General features: G+C 64.2%; 17 protein-coding genes. 12 read left to right on the top strand and 5 right to left on the bottom strand.

Annotated features, from left to right (window positions below):
• Positions 1-72: 72 nt before the first annotated feature.
• The 3 genes from SJY40_RS03990 to SJY40_RS03980 all read left to right on the top strand — a co-directional run bounded on the left by SJY40_RS03990 (position 73) and on the right by SJY40_RS03980 (position 3,924).
• Positions 73-1,986: an alpha/beta hydrolase domain-containing protein gene (locus SJY40_RS03990; protein ID WP_378943023.1), complete on the top strand. Its 1,914-nt coding sequence runs from the start codon at positions 73-75 to the stop codon at positions 1,984-1,986.
• Between the two features lie 185 nt (positions 1,987-2,171).
• Positions 2,172-3,359, top strand: coding sequence for a PQQ-dependent sugar dehydrogenase (locus SJY40_RS03985; RefSeq protein ID WP_378943020.1), 1,188 nt, complete (start codon positions 2,172-2,174; stop codon positions 3,357-3,359).
• Positions 3,352-3,924 (top strand): c-type cytochrome, encoded by a 573-nt coding sequence (locus SJY40_RS03980; RefSeq protein ID WP_378943018.1) that lies wholly within the window; start codon positions 3,352-3,354, stop codon positions 3,922-3,924. Before SJY40_RS03985 ends, SJY40_RS03980 begins: the two co-directional genes overlap by 8 nt.
• A 28-nt stretch (positions 3,925-3,952) precedes the next feature.
• Here SJY40_RS03980 and SJY40_RS03975 read toward each other — a convergent pair whose 3' ends face one another.
• The 5 genes from SJY40_RS03975 to SJY40_RS03955 form a co-directional block, all read right to left on the bottom strand.
• Positions 3,953-5,119 carry an iron-containing alcohol dehydrogenase gene (locus SJY40_RS03975; RefSeq protein WP_378943015.1) on the bottom strand — a complete coding sequence of 389 codons (1,167 nt, stop codon included), beginning with the start codon at positions 5,117-5,119 and terminating at the stop codon, positions 3,953-3,955.
• Positions 5,120-5,275: 156 nt separating this feature from the next.
• Entirely contained in the window at positions 5,276-6,040 is a 765-nt protein-coding gene (locus tag SJY40_RS03970) for an SDR family NAD(P)-dependent oxidoreductase (protein ID WP_378943013.1), read from the bottom strand.
• A gap of 25 nt (positions 6,041-6,065) precedes the next feature.
• The gene (locus SJY40_RS03965; protein ID WP_378943010.1) at positions 6,066-7,379 is read right to left on the bottom strand and encodes a TRAP transporter large permease; all 1,314 of its coding nucleotides are present in this window, start codon (positions 7,377-7,379) and stop codon (positions 6,066-6,068) included.
• Positions 7,372-7,851: a TRAP transporter small permease gene (locus SJY40_RS03960; protein WP_378948270.1), complete on the bottom strand. Its 480-nt coding sequence runs from the start codon at positions 7,849-7,851 to the stop codon at positions 7,372-7,374. The genes SJY40_RS03965 and SJY40_RS03960 overlap by 8 nt, the downstream gene beginning before the upstream one ends.
• A gap of 52 nt (positions 7,852-7,903) precedes the next feature.
• Positions 7,904-8,911 carry a DctP family TRAP transporter solute-binding subunit gene (locus SJY40_RS03955; protein ID WP_378943007.1) on the bottom strand — a complete coding sequence of 336 codons (1,008 nt, stop codon included), beginning with the start codon at positions 8,909-8,911 and terminating at the stop codon, positions 7,904-7,906.
• Between the two features lie 158 nt (positions 8,912-9,069).
• Between SJY40_RS03955 and SJY40_RS03950 the strand changes: the two genes are divergently transcribed.
• The 9 genes from SJY40_RS03950 to SJY40_RS03910 all read left to right on the top strand — a co-directional run bounded on the left by SJY40_RS03950 (position 9,070) and on the right by SJY40_RS03910 (position 18,872).
• Complete coding sequence (locus SJY40_RS03950) at positions 9,070-9,867, top strand: IclR family transcriptional regulator (protein WP_378943005.1); 798 nt, start codon at positions 9,070-9,072, stop codon at positions 9,865-9,867.
• Between the two features lie 5 nt (positions 9,868-9,872).
• Positions 9,873-11,042 carry an acetyl-CoA acetyltransferase gene (locus tag SJY40_RS03945; protein ID WP_378943002.1) on the top strand — a complete coding sequence of 390 codons (1,170 nt, stop codon included), beginning with the start codon at positions 9,873-9,875 and terminating at the stop codon, positions 11,040-11,042.
• Positions 11,039-12,634, top strand: a complete 1,596-nt coding sequence (locus SJY40_RS03940) for an acyl-CoA synthetase (protein ID WP_378943000.1) — start codon at positions 11,039-11,041, stop codon at positions 12,632-12,634. Before SJY40_RS03945 ends, SJY40_RS03940 begins: the two co-directional genes overlap by 4 nt.
• Positions 12,604-13,461: a hypothetical protein gene (locus SJY40_RS03935; protein ID WP_378942997.1), complete on the top strand. Its 858-nt coding sequence runs from the start codon at positions 12,604-12,606 to the stop codon at positions 13,459-13,461. The genes SJY40_RS03940 and SJY40_RS03935 overlap by 31 nt, the downstream gene beginning before the upstream one ends.
• 354 nt (positions 13,462-13,815) lie before the next feature.
• Positions 13,816-14,769 (top strand): VOC family protein, encoded by a 954-nt coding sequence (locus SJY40_RS03930; protein ID WP_378942995.1) that lies wholly within the window; start codon positions 13,816-13,818, stop codon positions 14,767-14,769.
• Positions 14,766-15,143, top strand: coding sequence for a Rieske (2Fe-2S) protein (locus SJY40_RS03925; RefSeq protein WP_378942992.1), 378 nt, complete (start codon positions 14,766-14,768; stop codon positions 15,141-15,143). The genes SJY40_RS03930 and SJY40_RS03925 overlap by 4 nt, the downstream gene beginning before the upstream one ends.
• A 2-nt stretch (positions 15,144-15,145) precedes the next feature.
• Positions 15,146-16,276 carry an FAD-dependent oxidoreductase gene (locus tag SJY40_RS03920; RefSeq protein WP_378942990.1) on the top strand — a complete coding sequence of 377 codons (1,131 nt, stop codon included), beginning with the start codon at positions 15,146-15,148 and terminating at the stop codon, positions 16,274-16,276.
• A 60-nt stretch (positions 16,277-16,336) separates the two neighbouring features.
• Positions 16,337-17,500: an MFS transporter gene (locus tag SJY40_RS03915; RefSeq protein WP_378942988.1), complete on the top strand. Its 1,164-nt coding sequence runs from the start codon at positions 16,337-16,339 to the stop codon at positions 17,498-17,500.
• 310 nt (positions 17,501-17,810) lie between these two features.
• The gene (locus SJY40_RS03910; protein ID WP_378942986.1) at positions 17,811-18,872 is read left to right on the top strand and encodes a hypothetical protein; all 1,062 of its coding nucleotides are present in this window, start codon (positions 17,811-17,813) and stop codon (positions 18,870-18,872) included.
• Positions 18,873-19,019 lie beyond the last annotated feature (147 nt).

The following is a 19,019-nucleotide window of genomic DNA, read 5'->3' as shown; positions in this document are numbered from 1 at the left end:
TATACAACAAAGCTTTTGATGTGCATCATGGTGCGTAGTCTTTGCTGGACTACGACATGGGAGGGGATGGAAATGAGAAACACATACAGATGCACCACCGCCGCGGCGGCATTGCTGATCGGGGCGGCAACGGCAAATGCCGAACTGGTGTCTTTGGAGGTCACGACGCAGCCAGCCTATGACGGGCAGGCATTCGGCGATGCGGGGGCTTATCAGCTGATGCAGGGCCGGGCGCATTTTGCGTTGGACCCGACATCCGATCGCGCCAGCCGGATCGTCGATATCGAAAAGGCGCCCGTCAACGCCGAGGGCATGGTCGAATTCAGTTCCGATGTGACGATCATGGCACCGGCCTCGGCCGAGGCGGGATCACGGGTGATGTTCTATGAAGTTCCGAACCGGGGTCGGAACCTGTCCTTTGGGCTGTTGAATGCCGCCAGATCCCTCGGGACGGGGCTGTCGATGGAGGATCCGGGGGATGGCTTCCTGATGCGGCAGGGGCACACTATCGTCTGGGGCGGTTGGCAGTCGGGGATGGAGGATGGCTTTTCGGGCGCGCAACTGCCGACGCTGAAGGACGTCATTGGACAATCGCGCGAGGAGTTCGTCTTTGACGATACCGAAGCCGTATCGACCGTGACGCTCAGCTATCCGGCGGCAGAGATGGACCCGGCCAAGGCGACGCTGACGGTTCGCCAGAACGCCGATGACGACCGGACCACCCCCGAGGGTCTGAGCTTTGAATACGTCGATGAACGGACCGTCCGGATCAACCGACCGGCAGGTGACGGCGGTGCGATCTATGAATTCACCTATCCGGCCAAGGACGCGATCCCGGCGGGGCTGGGGTTCATCGCCACGGCTGATCTGGTATCCTTCCTGCGGGGCAACGGCACGCAGGATATCCCGAACCCAATCGGCCCGATCGAACACACCATCGGCATGGGTATTTCGCAATCGGGACGCTTCCTGCGCGATTTCATCTATCAAGGCTTCAATGCGGATGCCGAGGGCAAGCCCGTTTTCGATGGCGCCATGCCCCATATCGCGGGATCGCGCAAATCCTTCACCAATTATCGCTTTGCCCAACAGGGCCGCTATAGCCGCCAGCACGAGGATCATGATTTCCCCGGCGACCAGTTCCCCTTCACCTATCCCGAGACGGTCGATCCCGTCAGTGGCCGGACCGACGGTATCTTCACCGCTTGCCGCACCACGGAAACCTGCCCCAAGCTGATGCATACCGACAGCTCGACCGAGTTCTGGCAAGGCCGCGCGGCGCTGGTCTCGACATTGGCGGATGGCACGCCGATCCAGATGCCGCAGGACGTGCGTCTGTATTTCATCGCCGGTGCGCCACATTACACGACATGGGATGCCAAAAGCGAAGAAACCGCCACCTGCGTCTTTGACAGCAATCCCGTCAGCATGGCCCCGACGATGCGCGCACTGACGGTGGCGATGGCCGATTGGGTCCGCGACGGGGTCGAGCCGCCAGCTTCGGTCTATCCGGCGGGCACCGATGCGCTGATCGACCCCGCCGCGCTGACGCTGCCCACCGTGGATGGCGATGTCGCGACGCCCCCGGCAAACCAGCTGCGTCTGCGCGACCACGACAAGACGCCCGCCGAGGTTGGCGACAGCTATGCGTCACTGGTCCCGCGTGTCGATGACGACGGCATGCCCCTGGGCGGGGTGCGCCAGGTCCAGATGGCGGCACCCCTCGGCACCTATTGGGGGTGGAACCTGCGCCGCGAAGGTTTTGCCGGCGGCAACCTGTGCGGGCTGACGGGCAGCTATATCGCCTTCCCGCAAAGTGCTTCGAACAGCGACAGCCGGGCACCGGTCACCGATCGCTATGACGGCGCGGACGCCTATGCCGCCTCGGTCAACAGCGCGGCCGAGGATCTTGTCACCCAAGGCTTTCTGCTGACCGCCGACAAGGATCTTGCCATCGGCGCGGCACCCGACTGGCCGCTGCAGTAACCACGCAGGCATCACATATTCTGCAGGGGCGGCACCGGGTGCCGCCCCTTCGCATGTCGGGCCATCATCCATATGGACCAGAAAGCCCGCCAGCCCTTGCGTGTCTGCGGACATGCCACCACGCTGATACATCCATGAGGGGAGTCTGCCGGGTCATGTTCCCTGCAGACGATGGGAGGAAAACGATGAAGACGGGATTGAAGACCGCCACGGCCATCATCGGCACGTTGGCATTCACGGCCCAATTCGCGGCCGCGCAGGAACCGGAGAAAGGCAGCCCGCTGGAAGGACAGCCCGAATCCGAGGCCGCCCAGCAGCTGGCACCGCAGGCGCCGCCGCCCCTGCCCACCGCCGAGGCCGATCTGCCGACGCTGACCGTGCCCGATGGCTTCAAGGTCGAGGTCTTTGCCAGCGGCATCAACAACGCTCGCACCCTGCGCGTCGCCGATGACGGCACGGTCTTCGTGGGCACATGGCAGGGCAATGCCGTCTATGCCATTCCACCCGGCGGCGAGGCGGTGACGCTTTACGAAGGTCTTGACTGGCCCAATGGCATCGCGCTGCACGATGGCGATCTGTATATCGCCGAACACACCAAGATCTCGGTCGCCAAGGACATCATGAACAACCTCGACAGCGCGCCCGAGCTGACCGAGATCTATTCCGATCTGGGCGAGCCGCGGCCGCATGGGTGGCGCTATCTGGGGGTGGGGCCGGACGACATGCTCTATGTCTCGAACTCGTCCCCCTGCAACATCTGCGAACGCGAAGAAGGCTTCGGAGAGATCCGCCGCATGGGTCTGGACGGCTCCGAGGCGGAGCCGATCCTTGCAGGCATGCGCAACACTGTCGGCTTCGACTGGAACCCCACGACCGGCAATCTGTGGTTCACCGACAACCAGCGCGACTGGCTGTCCGAGGACATCCCCCAGGATGAACTGAACGTCCTGACCGAGGAAGGCCAGGACTTCGGCTTCCCCTATTGCCACAACGGGCTGTTCACCGATCCGGAATTCGGCTGGGGCCGCAAATGCGACGAATTCACCGATCCCGTCGCGCTGCTGGGGCCGCATACCGCGCCATTGGGCATGCAGTTCTATCAGGGCGAAATGTTCGGCGACGATTACAAAGGTCAGATCTTCATCGCCAAGCATGGTCCGTGGAACCGCAGCGTCAAGGAAGGCGCCGAAGTTGCCGTGGCCTACCTTGAAGGTGACACGCAGGTCGAACGGACCGAGCCCTTCCTGACCGGCTTCATCGTCGACAATGAATACGTCGGCCGCCCGGTCGATGTGGCCACCATGCCCGATGGCGCCCTGCTGGTGTCGGACGACTGGAACGGCGCGATCTGGCGCATCAGCCGCGATGAATAAGGCGCGGCATCTTCTGGCAGGGGCGGCATTCATCGCCGGCCTTGCCGCACCCGCGCTGGCGCAGGACCAGTTCACCCAGATGCAGGACAGTTGTATCGCCTGTCACGGCGATGACGCCACCAAGGACGTGCCGCATCTGGGCGGTCTGGATGCCTATTACGCGCTGCTGCAGCTGGTCGCCTTCCGGGGTGGTCAGCGTCAGGACGATATCATGACCGGCATGGTCGCGGATTTCACCGACAATGATCTGCGCGCGGCGTCCGAATGGGTCGCCACCCTGCCCGCCCCCGATGCGCCGCAGGATGAACCCGACGCCGACCGCATGGCTGCGGGGGCGCAGCTTTCCAAGGATCATCGTTGCGCGTCATGTCACGGTGCGGATTACACCGACGGTCGCCAGATGCCGCCTCTGCGTAACCAGCGTCAGGACTATGTCGCCAAGTCGCTGCAGGACTACAAGGCCGAGCGGCGCATCGGCGACCGCGCCGCCATGGTCGAGATCGCCACCGAATTGTCGGATGATGATATCGAAACCCTGGCCTATTACGTGGCGCATCTGCAATAACGGCACGATTTCAAGGCGGCGGTGCGCATCAATAGGCGTCCTGATACAGACGCAGCGCCGTCGCCTCATCGACCTCGACGGGGTTGTTGACCAGCAGACGCATCTGCAGCATTGCGTCGCGGGCCAGCATCGGCAGGCTGTCCTGGGGCACATCGACGTCGCGCAGCCGCCGGGGCGCGCCGGATCGGTCCATCAGATCCCCGATAAAGTCGACGAAAGCCGCGGCGCGACCCTGCGTCCCCTCATCCGAAGGCCCCATGACGACATCGGCCAGTTCGGCGTAAAGCGGCGCGGCCTCGGTCATGTTCAGCCGCAGCACCGGCCCCAGCATCAGCGCATTCGTCAGGCCGTGGGGCAAATGGAAATGCCCGCCAAGCGGATAGGCCAGCGCATGGACCGCCGCGACGGGGCTGTTGGAAAAGGCCTGCCCCGCAAGGTTCGCGCCCAGCAGCATCGCCTCGCGCGCCGCGCGGTTGCTGCCATCCTGACAGGCGGTGACAAGATTGCCCGCCAGCAGTCGCAGCGCCTCGCGGGCGAAGACATCGGACAGCGGGTTCTTCTTGTGACGCCCAGTATAGGCCTCGATCGCGTGGACCATGGCATCGATGCCCGTGGCCGCCGTCTGCACGGGGGGCAGCCCGACCGTCAGCTGCGCGTCCAGCAGAACGTGATCGGCATAGAGCCGGGGCGAAACGACACCCATCTTGGTGGTTTCACCCGTGGTCAGGATCGTGATGTTGGTCACCTCGGATCCGGTTCCGGCGGTGGTCGGCACCTGCACCAGCGGCACGCGCACGCCCTTGACCTTGTCGATGCCGTAAAGGTCGGACAGGGGTTGTTCGGCGATCAGCAGGACCGCCGCCAGCTTGGCGATATCCATCGAGGAACCGCCCCCCAGTCCCAGAACGGCATCGCAACCCTGTTCCCGCCCCAGGGCGGCGCAGCTTTCGACGATCGCCTCCGGGGGGTCGGCCACCACGTCATCGAAGACGGTGACGGCAAAACCGTATTCCTGTAGCGAGGCCCGGATCGGATCCAGCATGCCGCTTTCGTTCAGGAACTTGTCGGTGACGATCAGCAGGCGCCGTGCCTCGAACCACCCCGACATCAAGGCGCCAAGGCGTTGCGCCCCGCCCCATTCGACGGTCAGCGAACCGGGTGTCTGAAAGGCGAAGGGTTTGATCGCATTGGTCATGTCGTTTCCCATCTGCTTGTGATGCGGTGGGCGGCAGCACCGCCCCCGGTTGTCGCTGTCACCTAGGAAGGGGGATCGCCCGCATGAAGACGCGGGCCTGCCTCCGGGCCGCCATCGGCTGGAATAAGCCGACCGCCGCCCGGAAACCTGGCAACCTCATTGCCGTGCAGCGGCCCGCAGCGCAGGCAGACCGACGCCCGTCGCCTCGAACCCGCCATCGGCGGCCAGCACCTGACCGGTGATATAGGACGCCTGTTCGCTGCACAGGAACGCGATGGCCTGCGCGATCTCATCCTCGCGGCCATAGCGGTTTAGGGGGATCGCGTCGTGATAGGCGGCGCGGATTTCCGGGCTGTGGACCGCCAGCGCCAGCTTGGTATCGACCGGACCGGGGGCGACGCAATTGGCGCGAATGCCTTGTTCACCCAGCTCGGCGGCCTGCTGGCGGGTCAGGTGGATCACCGCCGCCTTGGAGGTGCCATAGGCCACGCGCAAGGTACTGGCCCGCAGCCCCGAGATCGAGGTGATGTTCACAATCGCGCCCCCTGCCTGCGCCAGATGCGGGATGGCCGCCTGTGAACACAGGAAGACGCCATCCAGATTGACCGACATGATCCGCCGCCAGATACCCAGATCGGTTTCACACATGGGCCGAAAATCGGCGACGCCCGCGTTGTTGACCAGCGCGTCGATGCGACCGGACCATTCGACGGCCCGATCCACCATCGCCGTCACCTGATCGGGGTCCGACACATCGCAGGTGATGGCAAGCGCATCGTCCCATCCCTGCGCCACATGGGCCAGTTCATCCCCGTCGATATCGGCCAGCACCACACGCCAGCCCTGCCCCGACATCAATCGCGCCGTAGCCAGCCCGATGCCGCGCGCGGCCCCGGTGATGATTGCGGTCTTCGTCTTCATGATATCCCCCTTGGCCCGCTTGGGGCTATTTCAGCCAATGGACCATCCACAGCGACATGCTCGGGAAGGCTGCGACGACCCCCAGCCCCAGCAACGTGGCGATCAGGAAGGGCAAGGCCCCCCGCGCCACACGCTCGATCGAGATGTTGGTCACATTGGCGGCGACAAACAGGTTCACCCCGACCGGCGGCGTGATCAGCCCGATGGCCAGATTGATCATCACCAGGACGCCGAACCAGACCGGATCCCAGCCCAGTTCATGCATGACGGGCAGGACGATGGGCAGCGTGATGAACATCACGGTGATCGCATCCATGAACATCCCCGCAATCAGCAGGATCAGCATGATGATCAGCAGGATGACCCATTGGTTGTCGCTGATTTGCAAAAGACCGGTCGAATAGGTGCCGACCAGATCCTCGACCGTGATGACCCAACCGAAGAGCCCCGCATAGGCGACGATTAGCATCACCGTGGCCGATGACCCCGCAGCCTCGGCCAGCGTGTCGTAAAGCGCGCGCAATGTCAGGCTGCGATAGATCAGCCCGCCGACCAGCAGCGCATAGACGGTGGCGACCAGCGCGGCCTCGGTCGGGGTGAAAACGCCGGAATAGATGCCGCCAAGGATCACCACCGGCGTCAGCAGCCCCCAGAAGCTGTCGCGGAAGCTTCGCCACAGTCGCGCGCCATAGGGCAGCCCCGCATATGGATCGGGGATCAGCCGGTTCAGCGACCTGCCCGCCCCCTTCGGCGCGATGAATGGCAGGACCGCCAGCATCGTCAACCCCATGAACAGCCCCGGAATGATCGCCGCGATGAACAGCTGCGAAATCGAAACCTCGGCGATGACGCCGAACAGCACCAGCCCGATCGAGGGCGGAATGACGATGGACAGCGCCGCGCCCGCGCAGACCAGACCGGCGGCATGGGCGCGGGAATAGCCGTCCTCCTCCATCCCCTTGATGATCATCGGACCGATGGCCGCGACCGATGCGGGACCGGACCCGCTGACCGCGCCCCAGAAGAGGCAGACGACTGTGCCGACGACGCCCATGCCGCCGGGCAACCCGCCGACCAGCACGCGAAAGAACCGGATCATGCGTTCGGCAATGCCGGTGCTGCCCATCAGCGCGCCCGCAAGGATGAAGAACGGGATCGCCAGCAGGGAATAGCGCGCCACCCCCGCCGTGATCAGATCGCCCGCCAGATCCAGCCCGAAGCCCATCCGCCACATCGCGTAAAGCGCCGACAGCCCAAGCGAGAACGCCACCGGCACGCGCAGCGCCAGCAGCAGAAAGAACAGCATGATCATTTGGCTGCCGGGTCCGATCTCAACCATGATCCGCCTCCGCCAGCCGGAATTCCTGAACCGCGTTCTGGACGAAGCGCAGCGCGATCAGCAGGAATGCGAAGGGCACCGCCGCCTGATAATACCATGCCGGAATGCCAAGCGCATAGGATGTCAGCCCATTGGCATAAAGCGTGCGCAGCGACATCCATGCCAGCCATGCCGAGCCGAGCAGCAGCCCCACCGACAGCACCCCCGAAATCACGATCACCACCCGCGCCAACCTGCGCGGCAGCATCGAGACCACCGCCGTCACCGCCAGATGCTGGCCGTGACGCGCCGCGATAGCCGCGCCGAAGACGGTCAGCAGCAAAAAGCCGTTGGTCAACAATTCCTCGGATGAGGCCAGCGAGTAATTGGTGGCATAGCGCACGACCACATTGGCAAAGCCAAGCAGGGTCATGCCCAGAAACAGAACGGCGCAGATCAGCCGCTCGGCCTCGCGCGTCAGGAAGGCAAACATGGGCACCTCGAAGGGGGGCTTTCGGCGGGGGATGCGCCCCCCGCCCGTCAGGTCACTGCGCCTGCGCGATCGCATCCTGGAAGGAGGCGACCAGATCAGGCCCGACTTTTTCGGCCCATTGATCGAAGGCAGGCCGGGTGGCTTCGCGGAAGGCGGTCAGTTCCTCGGGGGTGGGTTCATAGACCTCCATCCCCTTGTCGCGCAGGAAGGCGATGCCGGTTTCGGTATCCTCGCGGCTGATCCGGCGCTGGTAATCCATCGCCTCGGCGGCGGTTTCGCGCATCATGGTCTGGGTGTCGGCATCCATGGCATCGAATTTTTTCTTCGAGATCCCGAGGAAGATCGGATCATAGGAATAATGCCATGTGGTCAGATATTTCTGAACCTCATAGACCTGCTGCGGGATGATCACCGCGCCGATGGGGTTTTCCTGACCATCCACCACACCCTGCTGCAGGGCGGTCATGGTTTCGGTCCATTGCATCTGCTGAGGGTTGGCACCAAGCGCGTTCATCACGTCGATATACATCGGCCCCGCGACGCGCATGTTCAGGCCCTTCATATCCTCGGGCGTCTTGACGGGGCGGGTGTTGTTCGTCACCTCGCGGAAGCCGTTCTCGCCCCAGGCCAGAACCTCGATCCCCTTGTCGCGCAGGATGTCGCGCAGCGCCTCGGCCGGGCCGCCATCGGCGGTCGTGGCATCGACCTGCGCATAGTTTTCATACATGTAGGGCAGCGAGAAGACCGCCATTTCCTGCACCAGAGGCGTCACGTTGATGGCCGAGGTCATCACGAAATCCAGCGCGCCGCGTCCGACCATATCGGCCTGCCGCATCTGGTCGCCGCCTGCCAGCTGGGCATTGGGGAAGACGCGCAGGGTCATTTCGCCGCCGCTGCGTTCGGCCAGCAATTCGCCAAAGCGTTCGGCACCCTTGTGCCACGTCGTCCCGTCGCCGGTGTTATGCGACAGCCGCAGCGTGTCCGCCATGGCCGCCCCGACCCCAAGCGCCGAAACCAGTGCCGTGGCCAAAGCCAGCCGTCCCCATCCTGCCATCTGCATCGCATCCTCCCTCGTGAAACCGGCCACCCTCCCGTGGCTTGGTTCATATCATGGAACCTTGCGGAAGCGTCTGGCAAGAAAAAACTTGCCTAACCGTGGATGCTTCTACCATCATGACAGGAATATTCGGCTTTATTGCATGGTACGGGCTCTCTTGAATGGTTCATAATACAGACCACCCTGACACTGGTGCCCAAAGCGTGGACCGCGCCCTGCTGCTGTTGCAGCGCATCGGCGCATGCGGCGATGAGGGCGGCACGCTGGCCGGGCTGGTGGCGGACACCGGGTTGAACAAGGCCACGGTGCGGCGGCTGCTGCTGGCGCTGATCCGTGCGGGCATGGCCGAACAGGATGACGACAGTCGCTATCACCTTGGCATGCAATTGCAGGTTCTGGGGGCGCAGGCGTCGCGTCGCCCCGGCCTGATGCGGGCCGCAGGGGAAAGCGTCATGCGTTTGGGGCAGGTCACCGGCGACGCCGCCCTGCTGACGGTCCGTCGCGGGGCCAACACCCTGTGCCTGATGCGAGAGGAGGGCAGCTATCCCCTGCGGTCGCACGCACTGGTGGCGGGGCAGATGCATCCCTTGGGTGTCGGCGCGGGATCGCTGGCGATGCTGGCCGCCCTGCCCGACGATGAAATCGCCACCGTGCTGGCCGCCATCGCGCCGGTGCTGACCGACCGTTACCCGCGCCTGCCGCCCGACCAGCTGATGCGCATGGTCGAACGGACCCGCACCGATGGCGTCGCCCTGAACCCCGGTCTGGTGATCGAAGGATCATGGGGTCTGGGCATCGCGCTGCGCCACCCCGACGGTCGCCTTGCCGGTGCTCTGTCCGTCGCCGCGGTCGAGGCCCGCATGCGCCCCGACCGCCTGCCCGAATTGACCCGCCATCTGCGCACCGAGGCCGCCCATATCGAAACACGACTGGCCCGAACCGCGCCCCGCAAAGGATGAACAACATGACAGACCCGATGATCGTCGGCTGGAGCCACACGCGCTTTGGCAAATCCGAGGCCCCCGATACCTGCGCCCTGATGGCCGAGGCCATCCCCGCCGCGCTGGATCACGCAGGCATCACCGCCGCCGACGTCGATGGCATCTTTACCGGCGTCTTCAACAACGGCTTTTCCGCGCAGGATTTTCAAGGCGCGCTGGCGGGCATGGCCGTGCCGGAACTGGGACAGGTTCCCGCCACACGCTATGAAAACGCCTGCGCCACCGGCTCTGCGGCGCTGCATGGGGCGATGGATTTCATCGCCGCAGGGCGCGGCCGCATCGCGCTGGTCGTCGGCGCGGAAAAGATGACCGCCACCCCCACGGCGCAGGTGGGCGACATCCTGCTGGGCGCCAGCTTCCGCGCCGAAGAAGCCGATATCGAGGCGGGTTTCGCGGGTCTGTTTGGTCAGATTACCGCGGGGTATTTCCAGCGCCATGGCGACAAATCACGGGAACTGGCGATGATTGCTGCCAAGAACCACGAAAACGGCATGCTGAACCCCTATGCGCACATGCAGAAGGATCTGGGGGTAGAATTCTGTGATACCATCTCGGACCGCAATCCGCGGGTGGCGGGGCCATTGCGGCGCAGCGATTGCTCGCTGATCTCGGATGGGGCGGCGGTGCTGGTGCTGGCCGATGCGGAAACGGCGGCCACGATGCAGCGCGCGGTCGCCTTCCGTGCCCGCACCCATGCCAATGACCCCATGGCCCTGTCGCGCCGCGATGTGCTGGAGTTTCGCGCGGCGCGTTCCGCATGGGCGCAGGCACTGGAACAGGCGGGCCTGACGCTGGACGATCTGTCGCTGGTCGAGACGCATGACTGCTTCACCATCGCCGAGATGCTGGAATACGAGGCGATGGGCCTTGCCGAACCCGGTCAGGGCCACCGCGTGATCCGCGACGGCGTGACCCGTCGCGACGGGCGCCTGCCCGTGAACCTGTCTGGCGGGCTGAAATCGAAGGGGCATCCCATCGGCGCCACGGGCGTGTCCCAGCATGTCATGGCCGCCATGCAGCTGTGCGATGATGCGGGCCAGATGCAACTGCCCGGTGCCAGATTGGCGGGGGTCTTCAACATGGGTGGCGCTGCGGTCACCAACTATGTCTCCATTCTGGAGCGCGTGAAATGAGCGTCACCCCCGTCTCGGACCGGGTCATGAACCTGTGCCACTTCCTGACCCAGAATGCCCGCCGCCTGCCGGATGCCCCCGCCCTGATCCACGGTGATGCGACGACAAGCTGGTCGCAGATGCAGGCCCGCGTGGGCGCGCTGGCCCATGCCTTGATCCATGACTATGGGGTGATCAAGGGCGACCGGATTCTGGTACAATCGGCCAACTGCCTGCAGATGTTCGAGACCATGTTCGCCTGCTGGCGCGCAGGTGCCATCTGGGTGCCCGCCAATTTCCGCATGTCCCCGCCCGAAATCGCTTGGCTTGCCCAATCCTCGGGCGCGCGGGTGATGTTCTGCGGGGCCGAATTCGACGGCCATGCCTCCGCCTGCGCGGAGTTCGTCGAAGCCGTCATCCCGATCGGCGCATCACCCCGCGGGCCCAACCATGACGCGCTGATCGCCCGCCATATGGGCCAGATGCCGCCCGAGGCTGCGGTGGCCCGCGATGATCCGGCGTGGTTCTTCTATACCTCGGGGACGACGGGACGCCCCAAGGCGGCAGTGCTGACCCACGGGCAGATGGCTTTCGTCATCACCAACCACCTGTGCGATCTGATGCCCGGCACGACCGAGGATGATGCATCGCTTGTGGTGGCGCCCCTGTCGCATGGCGCGGGCATCCACCAGCTGACGCAGGTGGCGCGCGGCGTGCCGACGATCCTGCCCACGGGGGACCGTTTCGATCCGGCGCAGATCTGGGCGCTGGTCGAAAAACACCGCGTGACCAACATGTTCACTGTTCCCACCATCATCAAGCTGCTGGTCGAGGATCCTTCCGTCGATCGTTTCGACCACGCCAGCCTGCGCTATGTCATCTATGCCGGTGCGCCGATGTATCGCGCCGATCAGATCCGCGCCCTGAACAAGCTGGGTCCGGTGCTGGTCCAGTATTTCGGCCTGGGTGAGGTGACGGGCAATATCACCGTCCTGCCGCCCGCGCATCATTCCGCCGATGATACCGCCATGCGCATCGGCACCTGCGGTCTGACGCGCACGGGCATGCAGGTGCAGGTGCAGGACGCCCAAGGCCACGAACTGCCCGCCGGACAAACCGGAGAGATCGCCGTCATCGGCCCCGCCGTCTTTGCCGGTTATCACGACAACCCTGATGCCAATGCCAAATCCTTCCGGAACGGTTGGTTCCTGACCGGCGATCTGGGCCATATGGACGAACAGGGATTCCTCTATCTGACAGGGCGTGAATCCGACATGTATATCTCGGGCGGGTCGAACATCTACCCGCGCGAGATCGAGGAGAAGCTGCTGACCCATCCCGATCTGGCCGAGGTCATCGTGCTGGGTGCCCCCGATCTGGTCTGGGGCGAAACAGGTCTGGCGGTCTGTGTCGCCCGCGCGGGGTGCAATCCCGACCCTGATGCCGTGCTGGCGTGGCTGGCCCCCCATATCGCGCGCTATAAGCTGCCCAAACGGCTGCTGATCTGGGATGCGCTGCCGAAATCGGCCTATGGCAAGATCACCCGCAAGATGATCCAACAGGCACTGATCGATCGCGGCGAATGGCCCGACGCCACGGCCAAGGCGGGCTAGCCGCGATGCTGACCCACCCCGGCCCCGCCGATCCGAACCGCATCCAGATCGTCCCCTGCCGCGCGCATCCGCTGAAGCTGACCCTGCGCGCGGGCATGCCGATGGATCAGGCGGTCGTCAAAGCCGTGCAGTCCGCGGGGTTTTCCGCTGCTTGGCTGTGGGTGGCCGATGCGCCATGCGACCGGCTGTCCTATGTCATCCCCGGCCCGCCCCCCGGTGATGGTCGCGTGGCCTTCTACAGCGACACGCATGTGCTGACGCCCGATGGCAGCGCCCTGCCCCACATCACCGCGATGGGGCTGCATCTGGGACAGGGCGATGATGGTCCGGCGATCCACGCGCACGGCCTGTGGAACGATGCGCAGGGCCAGCACCATATGGGCCATCTGCGCCCCGAGGAAACGCTGCTGTCGCGCGATGTGCAGATCACCGGCTGGGGCATTGACGGGGCCATTTTCCGGCGCATGGCCGATCCCGAGACCGGCTTTGATCTGTTCGCGCCATGCCGGACTGAACCACTGCATTCCGGCGGCCACCCTGCACGGCTGCTGCGCCTGCGCCCGCATCTGGACCTTGCCCCGACGTTGGCAACTTTGACGGAACCACGCACCAAAGTCATGGGTCTTGGCAGTCTGATCGGCGCAAGCTTTGCCACAGCACCCGCCCTTGCCCCGCCCGCCACCGAGATCCTGATCCTTGATCGCGACCAAACCGGCCTGCGCATAGCCGCCGTCGGTCAGGACGGCGTGCCGCGCCAGGATTGGCTGGCAGGTATCAACTTGATCTGCATCACGGCGGAATTGCTGATTATCGATCCCCCTGCGTGACAGCGGCCAAGGACCGGGCTTCCGGGTCGATGCCAGATCAGCCACGGATCAGGGTGCTGCGACTTAAATCATCGTCTTCCGCCCGGACCAGATGCGATCTGCCCGACGTATGTCACCACGATCTGCGTCGTTCAGTCCCCTCTGCCATGCCCCGACAGACGCGCGACCTATGACGGCAACGACATTCGACGCAGATGCCGGACAGATCACTTGGGTTAACACTAGACTCAATAGATTGATTGCGTGGATCGCAGGCATTTAAAGAAGCAATTTTATCAATGTCATCTGCATGGGTATTCTTCTGGAAAGCCTGACCGCCCTGATTTCGGCGGCACGAGGATGGAGGAGACATCGATGAAGATTATCGGACCGGACCTGCTGGTTTTCGGCGTGGACGACCTGGAAGGTTCCAAGACCTATCTGGAAGATTTTGGGCTGACCGGCCATCAGATCGACGCCACTGGCTGGATGTACGAGGCGCTGGACGGCACTGGCGTACTGATCCGTCACCGCGATGACCCCAAGCTGCCTCCGGCGCTGGAAACCAAGAACATGCTGCGCCAGCAGGTCTTTGGCGTGGTCGATGCGGAAACCTTGGATCAGGTCGAGGCGGAACTGGGCAAGGACCGTCGCGTCACCCGTCTGGCGAACGGATCGCTGGAAACGGTGGATGACCTCGGCTTCCAGATCGCCTTCCAGGTGACCATTCGCCGCGAACTTTCGATGCCCGCCGAAAAGATCAACGCCCCCGGAGCGCCCGCGCAGCGTGCGCCGAACGAACTGGGCGTGACCGACGACATGGCCGCGGCACCCCGCACCCTGTCGCATGTCGTGCTGTTCGTTCCGGACATGGACAAGGCGGTCAACTTCTTCTGCGGACGCCTTGGGTTCGTCGTCACCGACATCCTGAAAGGTGCGGGTCCCTTCCTGCGCGCAGCGGCCAATGACGACCACCATTCGTTGTTCTTCATCCGCACGCCTGCCTACATGCAGGGTTGCGAACACCTTGCCTTCCACATGGGCGGCCCGACCGAGCTGATGGTCGCGGGCGATCGCTTCACGCGCAAGGGCTATCAGACCTTCTGGGGTCCGGGGCGTCACAAGTTCGGATCGAACTGGTTCTGGTACTTCAACAGCCCGCTTGGCTGCCACTTCGAATATGACGCCGACATGGACAAGCACGACGACACTTGGGTCGCGCGCGAAGCCCCCAACGGCCCCGAGGCATCGCAGATGTTCCTGCTGCAGTGGCGTGAAAAATGGGCCCCCGGCGGCGGCCCCGAAGGCCCCCCGGCCAAGGGCGTATGACCCCGGAACGCCTGCGCCTGTGCCATCGGGACGACGTTCCCGATGGTGCGGCGCGGGGGTTCCTGCCGCTGCCCGGCGCGCCACGCAAGATCATCGTGGTCGGACGTGGCGCGGGCCATGTGGCCTATGTGGACAGTTGCCCCCATTACACCGGCGGTACGCCCATGGCCTGGCGCACCGACGCCTATCTGAACGGCGATCGGACGCATCTGGCCTGCCACGCGCATGGCGCGCTTTTCGACATCGATACGGGGGCCTGCGTGTCCGGCCCCTGTCTGGGACGCAAACTGACGCGCGTGCCTCTGACCGAGGATAACGCGGGATATCTCAGCGTTCCGGCCCAGGTGGCCGGGCGCGCAGCACGGGAGGGCTGATCATGGCAGCAGCAAAGAAGGTTCTGGTCATCGGCGGCGGTTTTTCCGGCATGTCGGCGGCGATCATGCTGGCCAAGGGCGGGGTCAACACCCACCTGGCCGAGATCGACGCAGGATGGCGCAGCTATGGCGCAGGCATCAGCCTGCATGGCGCGACCCTGCGCGTGCTGGACACCCTGGGCGTGCTGGACAGGTTCCGCGACATGGGATCGGCCACCGACGGTGTGCAGATCCGCATGCCGCATAACGACCAGATGATCGTGGCACTTCCGACGCCGCCGATGCCGGGGCTGGGCCTGCCGGGCAACGCCGCCATCATGCGCCCGGCGCTGGCCTCGATCCTGTCGCAGGAGACCCGCGCCGCCGGCGTCAAGGTCCGCCTTGGCTGCAGCTTCCAGACGATCACCCAGGACGACACGGGCGTGGACATCACTTTCACCGACGGAACGGCCGACCGTTTCGACGCGGTGATCGCGGCGGACGGGCTTTATTCTGCGGTGCGCGGCCTGCTGATGCCCAATGCCCCCAAGCCCGTCTATGTCGGTCAGGCCGTCTGGCGCGCCGAGATCCCGACCCCCGAGGGGCTGGACACGCTGAACATGTGGTTGGGCAAGGGCGTCAAGGTCGGGATCAACCCGGTCTCGGCCGGTCGGTCCTATATGTTCATCACCGAAGATCGCCCCACCAACGATTGGGTGGCCGAGGACGACCTGCTGCCGCAGATGAAGGCGCTGCTGGCGCAGTTCCCCTCGCCCTTGCTGACCCGGGTCGCGGCGGGTCTGGACGCGGACAGCAAGCTGATCTTCCGCCCGCTGGAAAAGGTTCTGGTCCCCCAGCCCTGGTTCGTCGGTCGCGTGATGCTGATCGGTGACGCCGTTCACGCCAGCACCCCGCATCTGGGCGCCGGTGCCTGCATCGGCATGGAGGATGGCATCGTCATCGCCGAGGAACTGCTGGCTCACGACACGGTCGCTCAGGCCTTCGACGCCCATCAGGCCCGCCGGTGGGAACGCTGCGCCATGGTCGTCAACAACTCGGGCCGCCTGTCCGAGATCGAGATCACCGGCGGCGATCAGGCCGAACATAACGCGCTGATGGGCCGGTCGATGGGAGCCTTGACCGCGCCGATCTGAGGCCAGCCAGAATTAACGATTTCCGCCGGAGGAGGTCCGGCACGTCAGGGAGGACGTCAGATGAGTGTCACGGGAACCAATACCATGGCCCCGCCAATTGCCGATACGCTGCGCAAACCGGGGGCGCTGGCGCTGATCGTCGGCCATTGCGCCGGATTGATCGACCTGGTCGCACTGCCGGTCTGGGTCGGTGCCCTGATCGCGCATTTCGGCTTTGGTCCGCAAAAGGCCGGTGCGCTGGTCACGCTGTTCCTGTTGGGCGCCGTCGTCGCCAGCGTGCTGACCGCACGCAACTTCACCCGCCTGCCGCGTCGCATGCTGGCGTTTGCAGGCTATGGCATCGCGGCGCTGTGCTTCCTGATCTTGTCGGGACAGACCAGCTTTGGCCCGATGGCGGCACTGCATGTGATCGCCGGTCTGGCCAATGGCGTCGCGCTCAGCCTTGTGCATGGGACCATGGGCCGCGCGGCCAACCCCCACCGGCTGTTCGCCTTTGCGGGCATCGGGCTGGGACTGATGGGCATCCTCTACATGGGTATCGTGCCGCAGCTGTTGCTGGCCAGTGGCGGGCCGGTGCTGTTCATCAGCTTCGGCGTCATCATGGCTGTGGCGGCCGTCGCCTCGCTGCTGGCCTTCCCGCAGATGGGCGCGCGCGTTCCGGGTCCGATGGCCCGCACCCCCTTTGGTCGCGGCGTGCTGTTCGTCGTGGCCGGTGTCAGCCTGATGACCTTCAACCAGGCGATGGTCTTTTCCTTCGTCGAAGTCATCGGTCTGGCCCGCAACTTTGCACCTCAGGCCATCGTCGGCACGCTGATCGCGCTTGGCGTGGTCAACTTCGTGGGCCCCGCCCCGCTGGCCGCCCTGCTTGAAAAGCGGTTGGCGGCCCGTGCCGTCATCATGGCAGGTCCTCTGTTCCAGGCGGCACTGGCGATGATCCTGACCTTCGCGACGGTCTTCACGATCTGGGCGCCCGCTGCCGCGATATTCGTCGCCGTGCAGATCTTTACCCATACCTTCGCCTTCGGGCTGTTGGCCCGAATGGATCCCAGTGGCCGCGCGGTCGCCGCGACACCTGCTATGCTGATGGCCGGATCGGCCCTTGGACCTATCGCAGGTGGCGCATTGATCGAGATCTTTTCGATCAACGCATTGGGCATCGTGGCGGTCGTCGTGGCCGTGTTGTCGGTGACCTGCTTCACCCGCGGAACCCGCGCCGCCGCCTGATCCACCACGCAATTCGCGTCCGCATCGAACACCCGTCGCTGCCCCAAAAGGCAGCGGCGGGATTGCGCGTGTCAAGCTTGAGAAGTTTGCAATAATTTATTTAATTTCAACAATATACGTTAAATACATCGGGAAAAACCCCGCGAAATATCCATCCACAGGATCAATACAAAATACAAAAACAATGAATTAAAAGATTGGATTGAAGTCTCATAGGCTATCCCCACAAGCGGCCTGCACCGAGGGAGCCACCTGCATCCAGCACGGTGGAAGGGAGATGCAGAAGCCGCTGAGCCAGGAGGATATCAGGATGAATTCAGCGATCTATGCCGCCCTAGCGGCCCTTGTTGCACTGCCCGCCGCCGCACAGGATGGCCCGCCCCGGGGCACCTTGCCCCCAAATGTCGTGACGCAGATCAACCTGGGCGGAGCGGGTCTGTTGCCGCTGTTCTATGCCGACAACCAATTCGGTCTGACGCAATCGCGCAACGGTGAATCGCGGGCACGGATCGGCGATGCGTCGGGTCCCGATGGCCCGGTCGGCGATTACCAGCACAGCTCGCACGCGGTGACGCTTCCGGTGACGCTGCGCTATGGCCTGCCCGACCAGAAGTCCTTCGTGACGTTCAAGGGCGTCTATAACAGGAAGAACGAAGACCCGAACCTGACCAGCGCCGAGGCGCGGCTGACGAACTTCCTGCTGGGCTATCAGTATTTCTTCAGCCCGACGGGCATGGTCGCCGCGTCGATCGGTACCAACGAATTGGAATCCAACGCCCCTGCCGTCAAGGTCGAGCGCGAATCCGTGGATCTGCGGCTGGATTACCTGCAGAGGCTGAGCGACAACTGGGGCTTTGCCGGTCGCGTTCTCTATTCCATGGGTGACACGACGCTGACCGTCAAAAAGGCCGGTCTGAAGGTCAAGCAGAACGACGATTACGTTTATGCCCAAGCCGAAGTGGCCGGCAATTTCACCAAGAAGGATGCCGATTTCATTCCCGCCGGCTATGCTCTGCGCCCGCTGGTCGGCTTCAGCCTTCAGGACGGCACGCTTGGCGACGCCAAGAACAACTTCGGCGGCGACGTCTATGGCAAGGATGAGAACACCGGTTCGGTCTGGGCCAAGGGCACGCTGACGAAACTGGCCCCTCCGGGCAAGATCGCCCCCTTCGGCACGCTGGGGATCGAGCATGTCTACAAGGACAGCAACAAGGCCTTCATCGACGATGACACCTATACCGTTCTGGGTCTGGGCGTCGCCTATCAGTCGAAGGGCGGCACCAACCTGTCGCTGACCTATGACGGCCGCCATGGCTTCAACGGCAAGCGCGAATACAACAGCGTCGTGGCCGCCGCGGTCTTTACCTTCTGAACCGACAGCCAACTGCACGCAGACAAAGGCTCCCGTCACGCGGGGGCCTTTTGCATGGCAGGGCGTGGCGGCCTGCAGAAAAATGTCGCTCTGCTGCATCCGGTCGGACATCTGCCGCGTCTTCGGTTCATACGGGCAGCGGAATGG

It is taken from the genome of Paracoccus sp. R86501 (assembly GCF_042466435.1).
Classification (GTDB): Bacteria; Pseudomonadota; Alphaproteobacteria; order Rhodobacterales; family Rhodobacteraceae; genus Paracoccus.
Note: the sequence above shows the minus strand (reverse complement) of the source record. Positions and strands in the feature narration are given on the sequence as shown.

Bases quoted from the DNA above. Each gene is read 5' to 3' on its own strand.
- SJY40_RS03920 (WP_378942990.1), top strand. From the start codon at position 15,146: ATGGCAGCAGCAAAGAAGGTTCTGGTCATCGGCGGCGGTTTTTCCGGC.
- SJY40_RS03990 (WP_378943023.1), top strand. From the start codon at position 73: ATGAGAAACACATACAGATGCACCACCGCCGCGGCGGCATTGCTGATC.
- SJY40_RS03965 (WP_378943010.1), bottom strand. From the start codon at position 7,379: ATGGTTGAGATCGGACCCGGCAGCCAAATGATCATGCTGTTCTTTCTG.
- SJY40_RS03985 (WP_378943020.1), top strand. From the start codon at position 2,172: ATGAAGACGGGATTGAAGACCGCCACGGCCATCATCGGCACGTTGGCA.
- SJY40_RS03970 (WP_378943013.1), bottom strand. From the start codon at position 6,040: ATGAAGACGAAGACCGCAATCATCACCGGGGCCGCGCGCGGCATCGGG.
- SJY40_RS03910 (WP_378942986.1), top strand. From the start codon at position 17,811: ATGAATTCAGCGATCTATGCCGCCCTAGCGGCCCTTGTTGCACTGCCC.
- SJY40_RS03950 (WP_378943005.1), top strand. From the start codon at position 9,070: ATGGTTCATAATACAGACCACCCTGACACTGGTGCCCAAAGCGTGGAC.
- SJY40_RS03945 (WP_378943002.1), top strand. From the start codon at position 9,873: ATGACAGACCCGATGATCGTCGGCTGGAGCCACACGCGCTTTGGCAAA.
- SJY40_RS03975 (WP_378943015.1), bottom strand. From the start codon at position 5,119: ATGACCAATGCGATCAAACCCTTCGCCTTTCAGACACCCGGTTCGCTG.
- SJY40_RS03980 (WP_378943018.1), top strand. From the start codon at position 3,352: ATGAATAAGGCGCGGCATCTTCTGGCAGGGGCGGCATTCATCGCCGGC.
- SJY40_RS03955 (WP_378943007.1), bottom strand. From the start codon at position 8,911: ATGCAGATGGCAGGATGGGGACGGCTGGCTTTGGCCACGGCACTGGTT.
- SJY40_RS03960 (WP_378948270.1), bottom strand. From the start codon at position 7,851: ATGTTTGCCTTCCTGACGCGCGAGGCCGAGCGGCTGATCTGCGCCGTT.
- SJY40_RS03915 (WP_378942988.1), top strand. From the start codon at position 16,337: ATGAGTGTCACGGGAACCAATACCATGGCCCCGCCAATTGCCGATACG.
- SJY40_RS03940 (WP_378943000.1), top strand. From the start codon at position 11,039: ATGAGCGTCACCCCCGTCTCGGACCGGGTCATGAACCTGTGCCACTTC.
- SJY40_RS03930 (WP_378942995.1), top strand. From the start codon at position 13,816: ATGAAGATTATCGGACCGGACCTGCTGGTTTTCGGCGTGGACGACCTG.
- SJY40_RS03925 (WP_378942992.1), top strand. From the start codon at position 14,766: ATGACCCCGGAACGCCTGCGCCTGTGCCATCGGGACGACGTTCCCGAT.
- SJY40_RS03935 (WP_378942997.1), top strand. From the start codon at position 12,604: ATGGCCCGACGCCACGGCCAAGGCGGGCTAGCCGCGATGCTGACCCAC.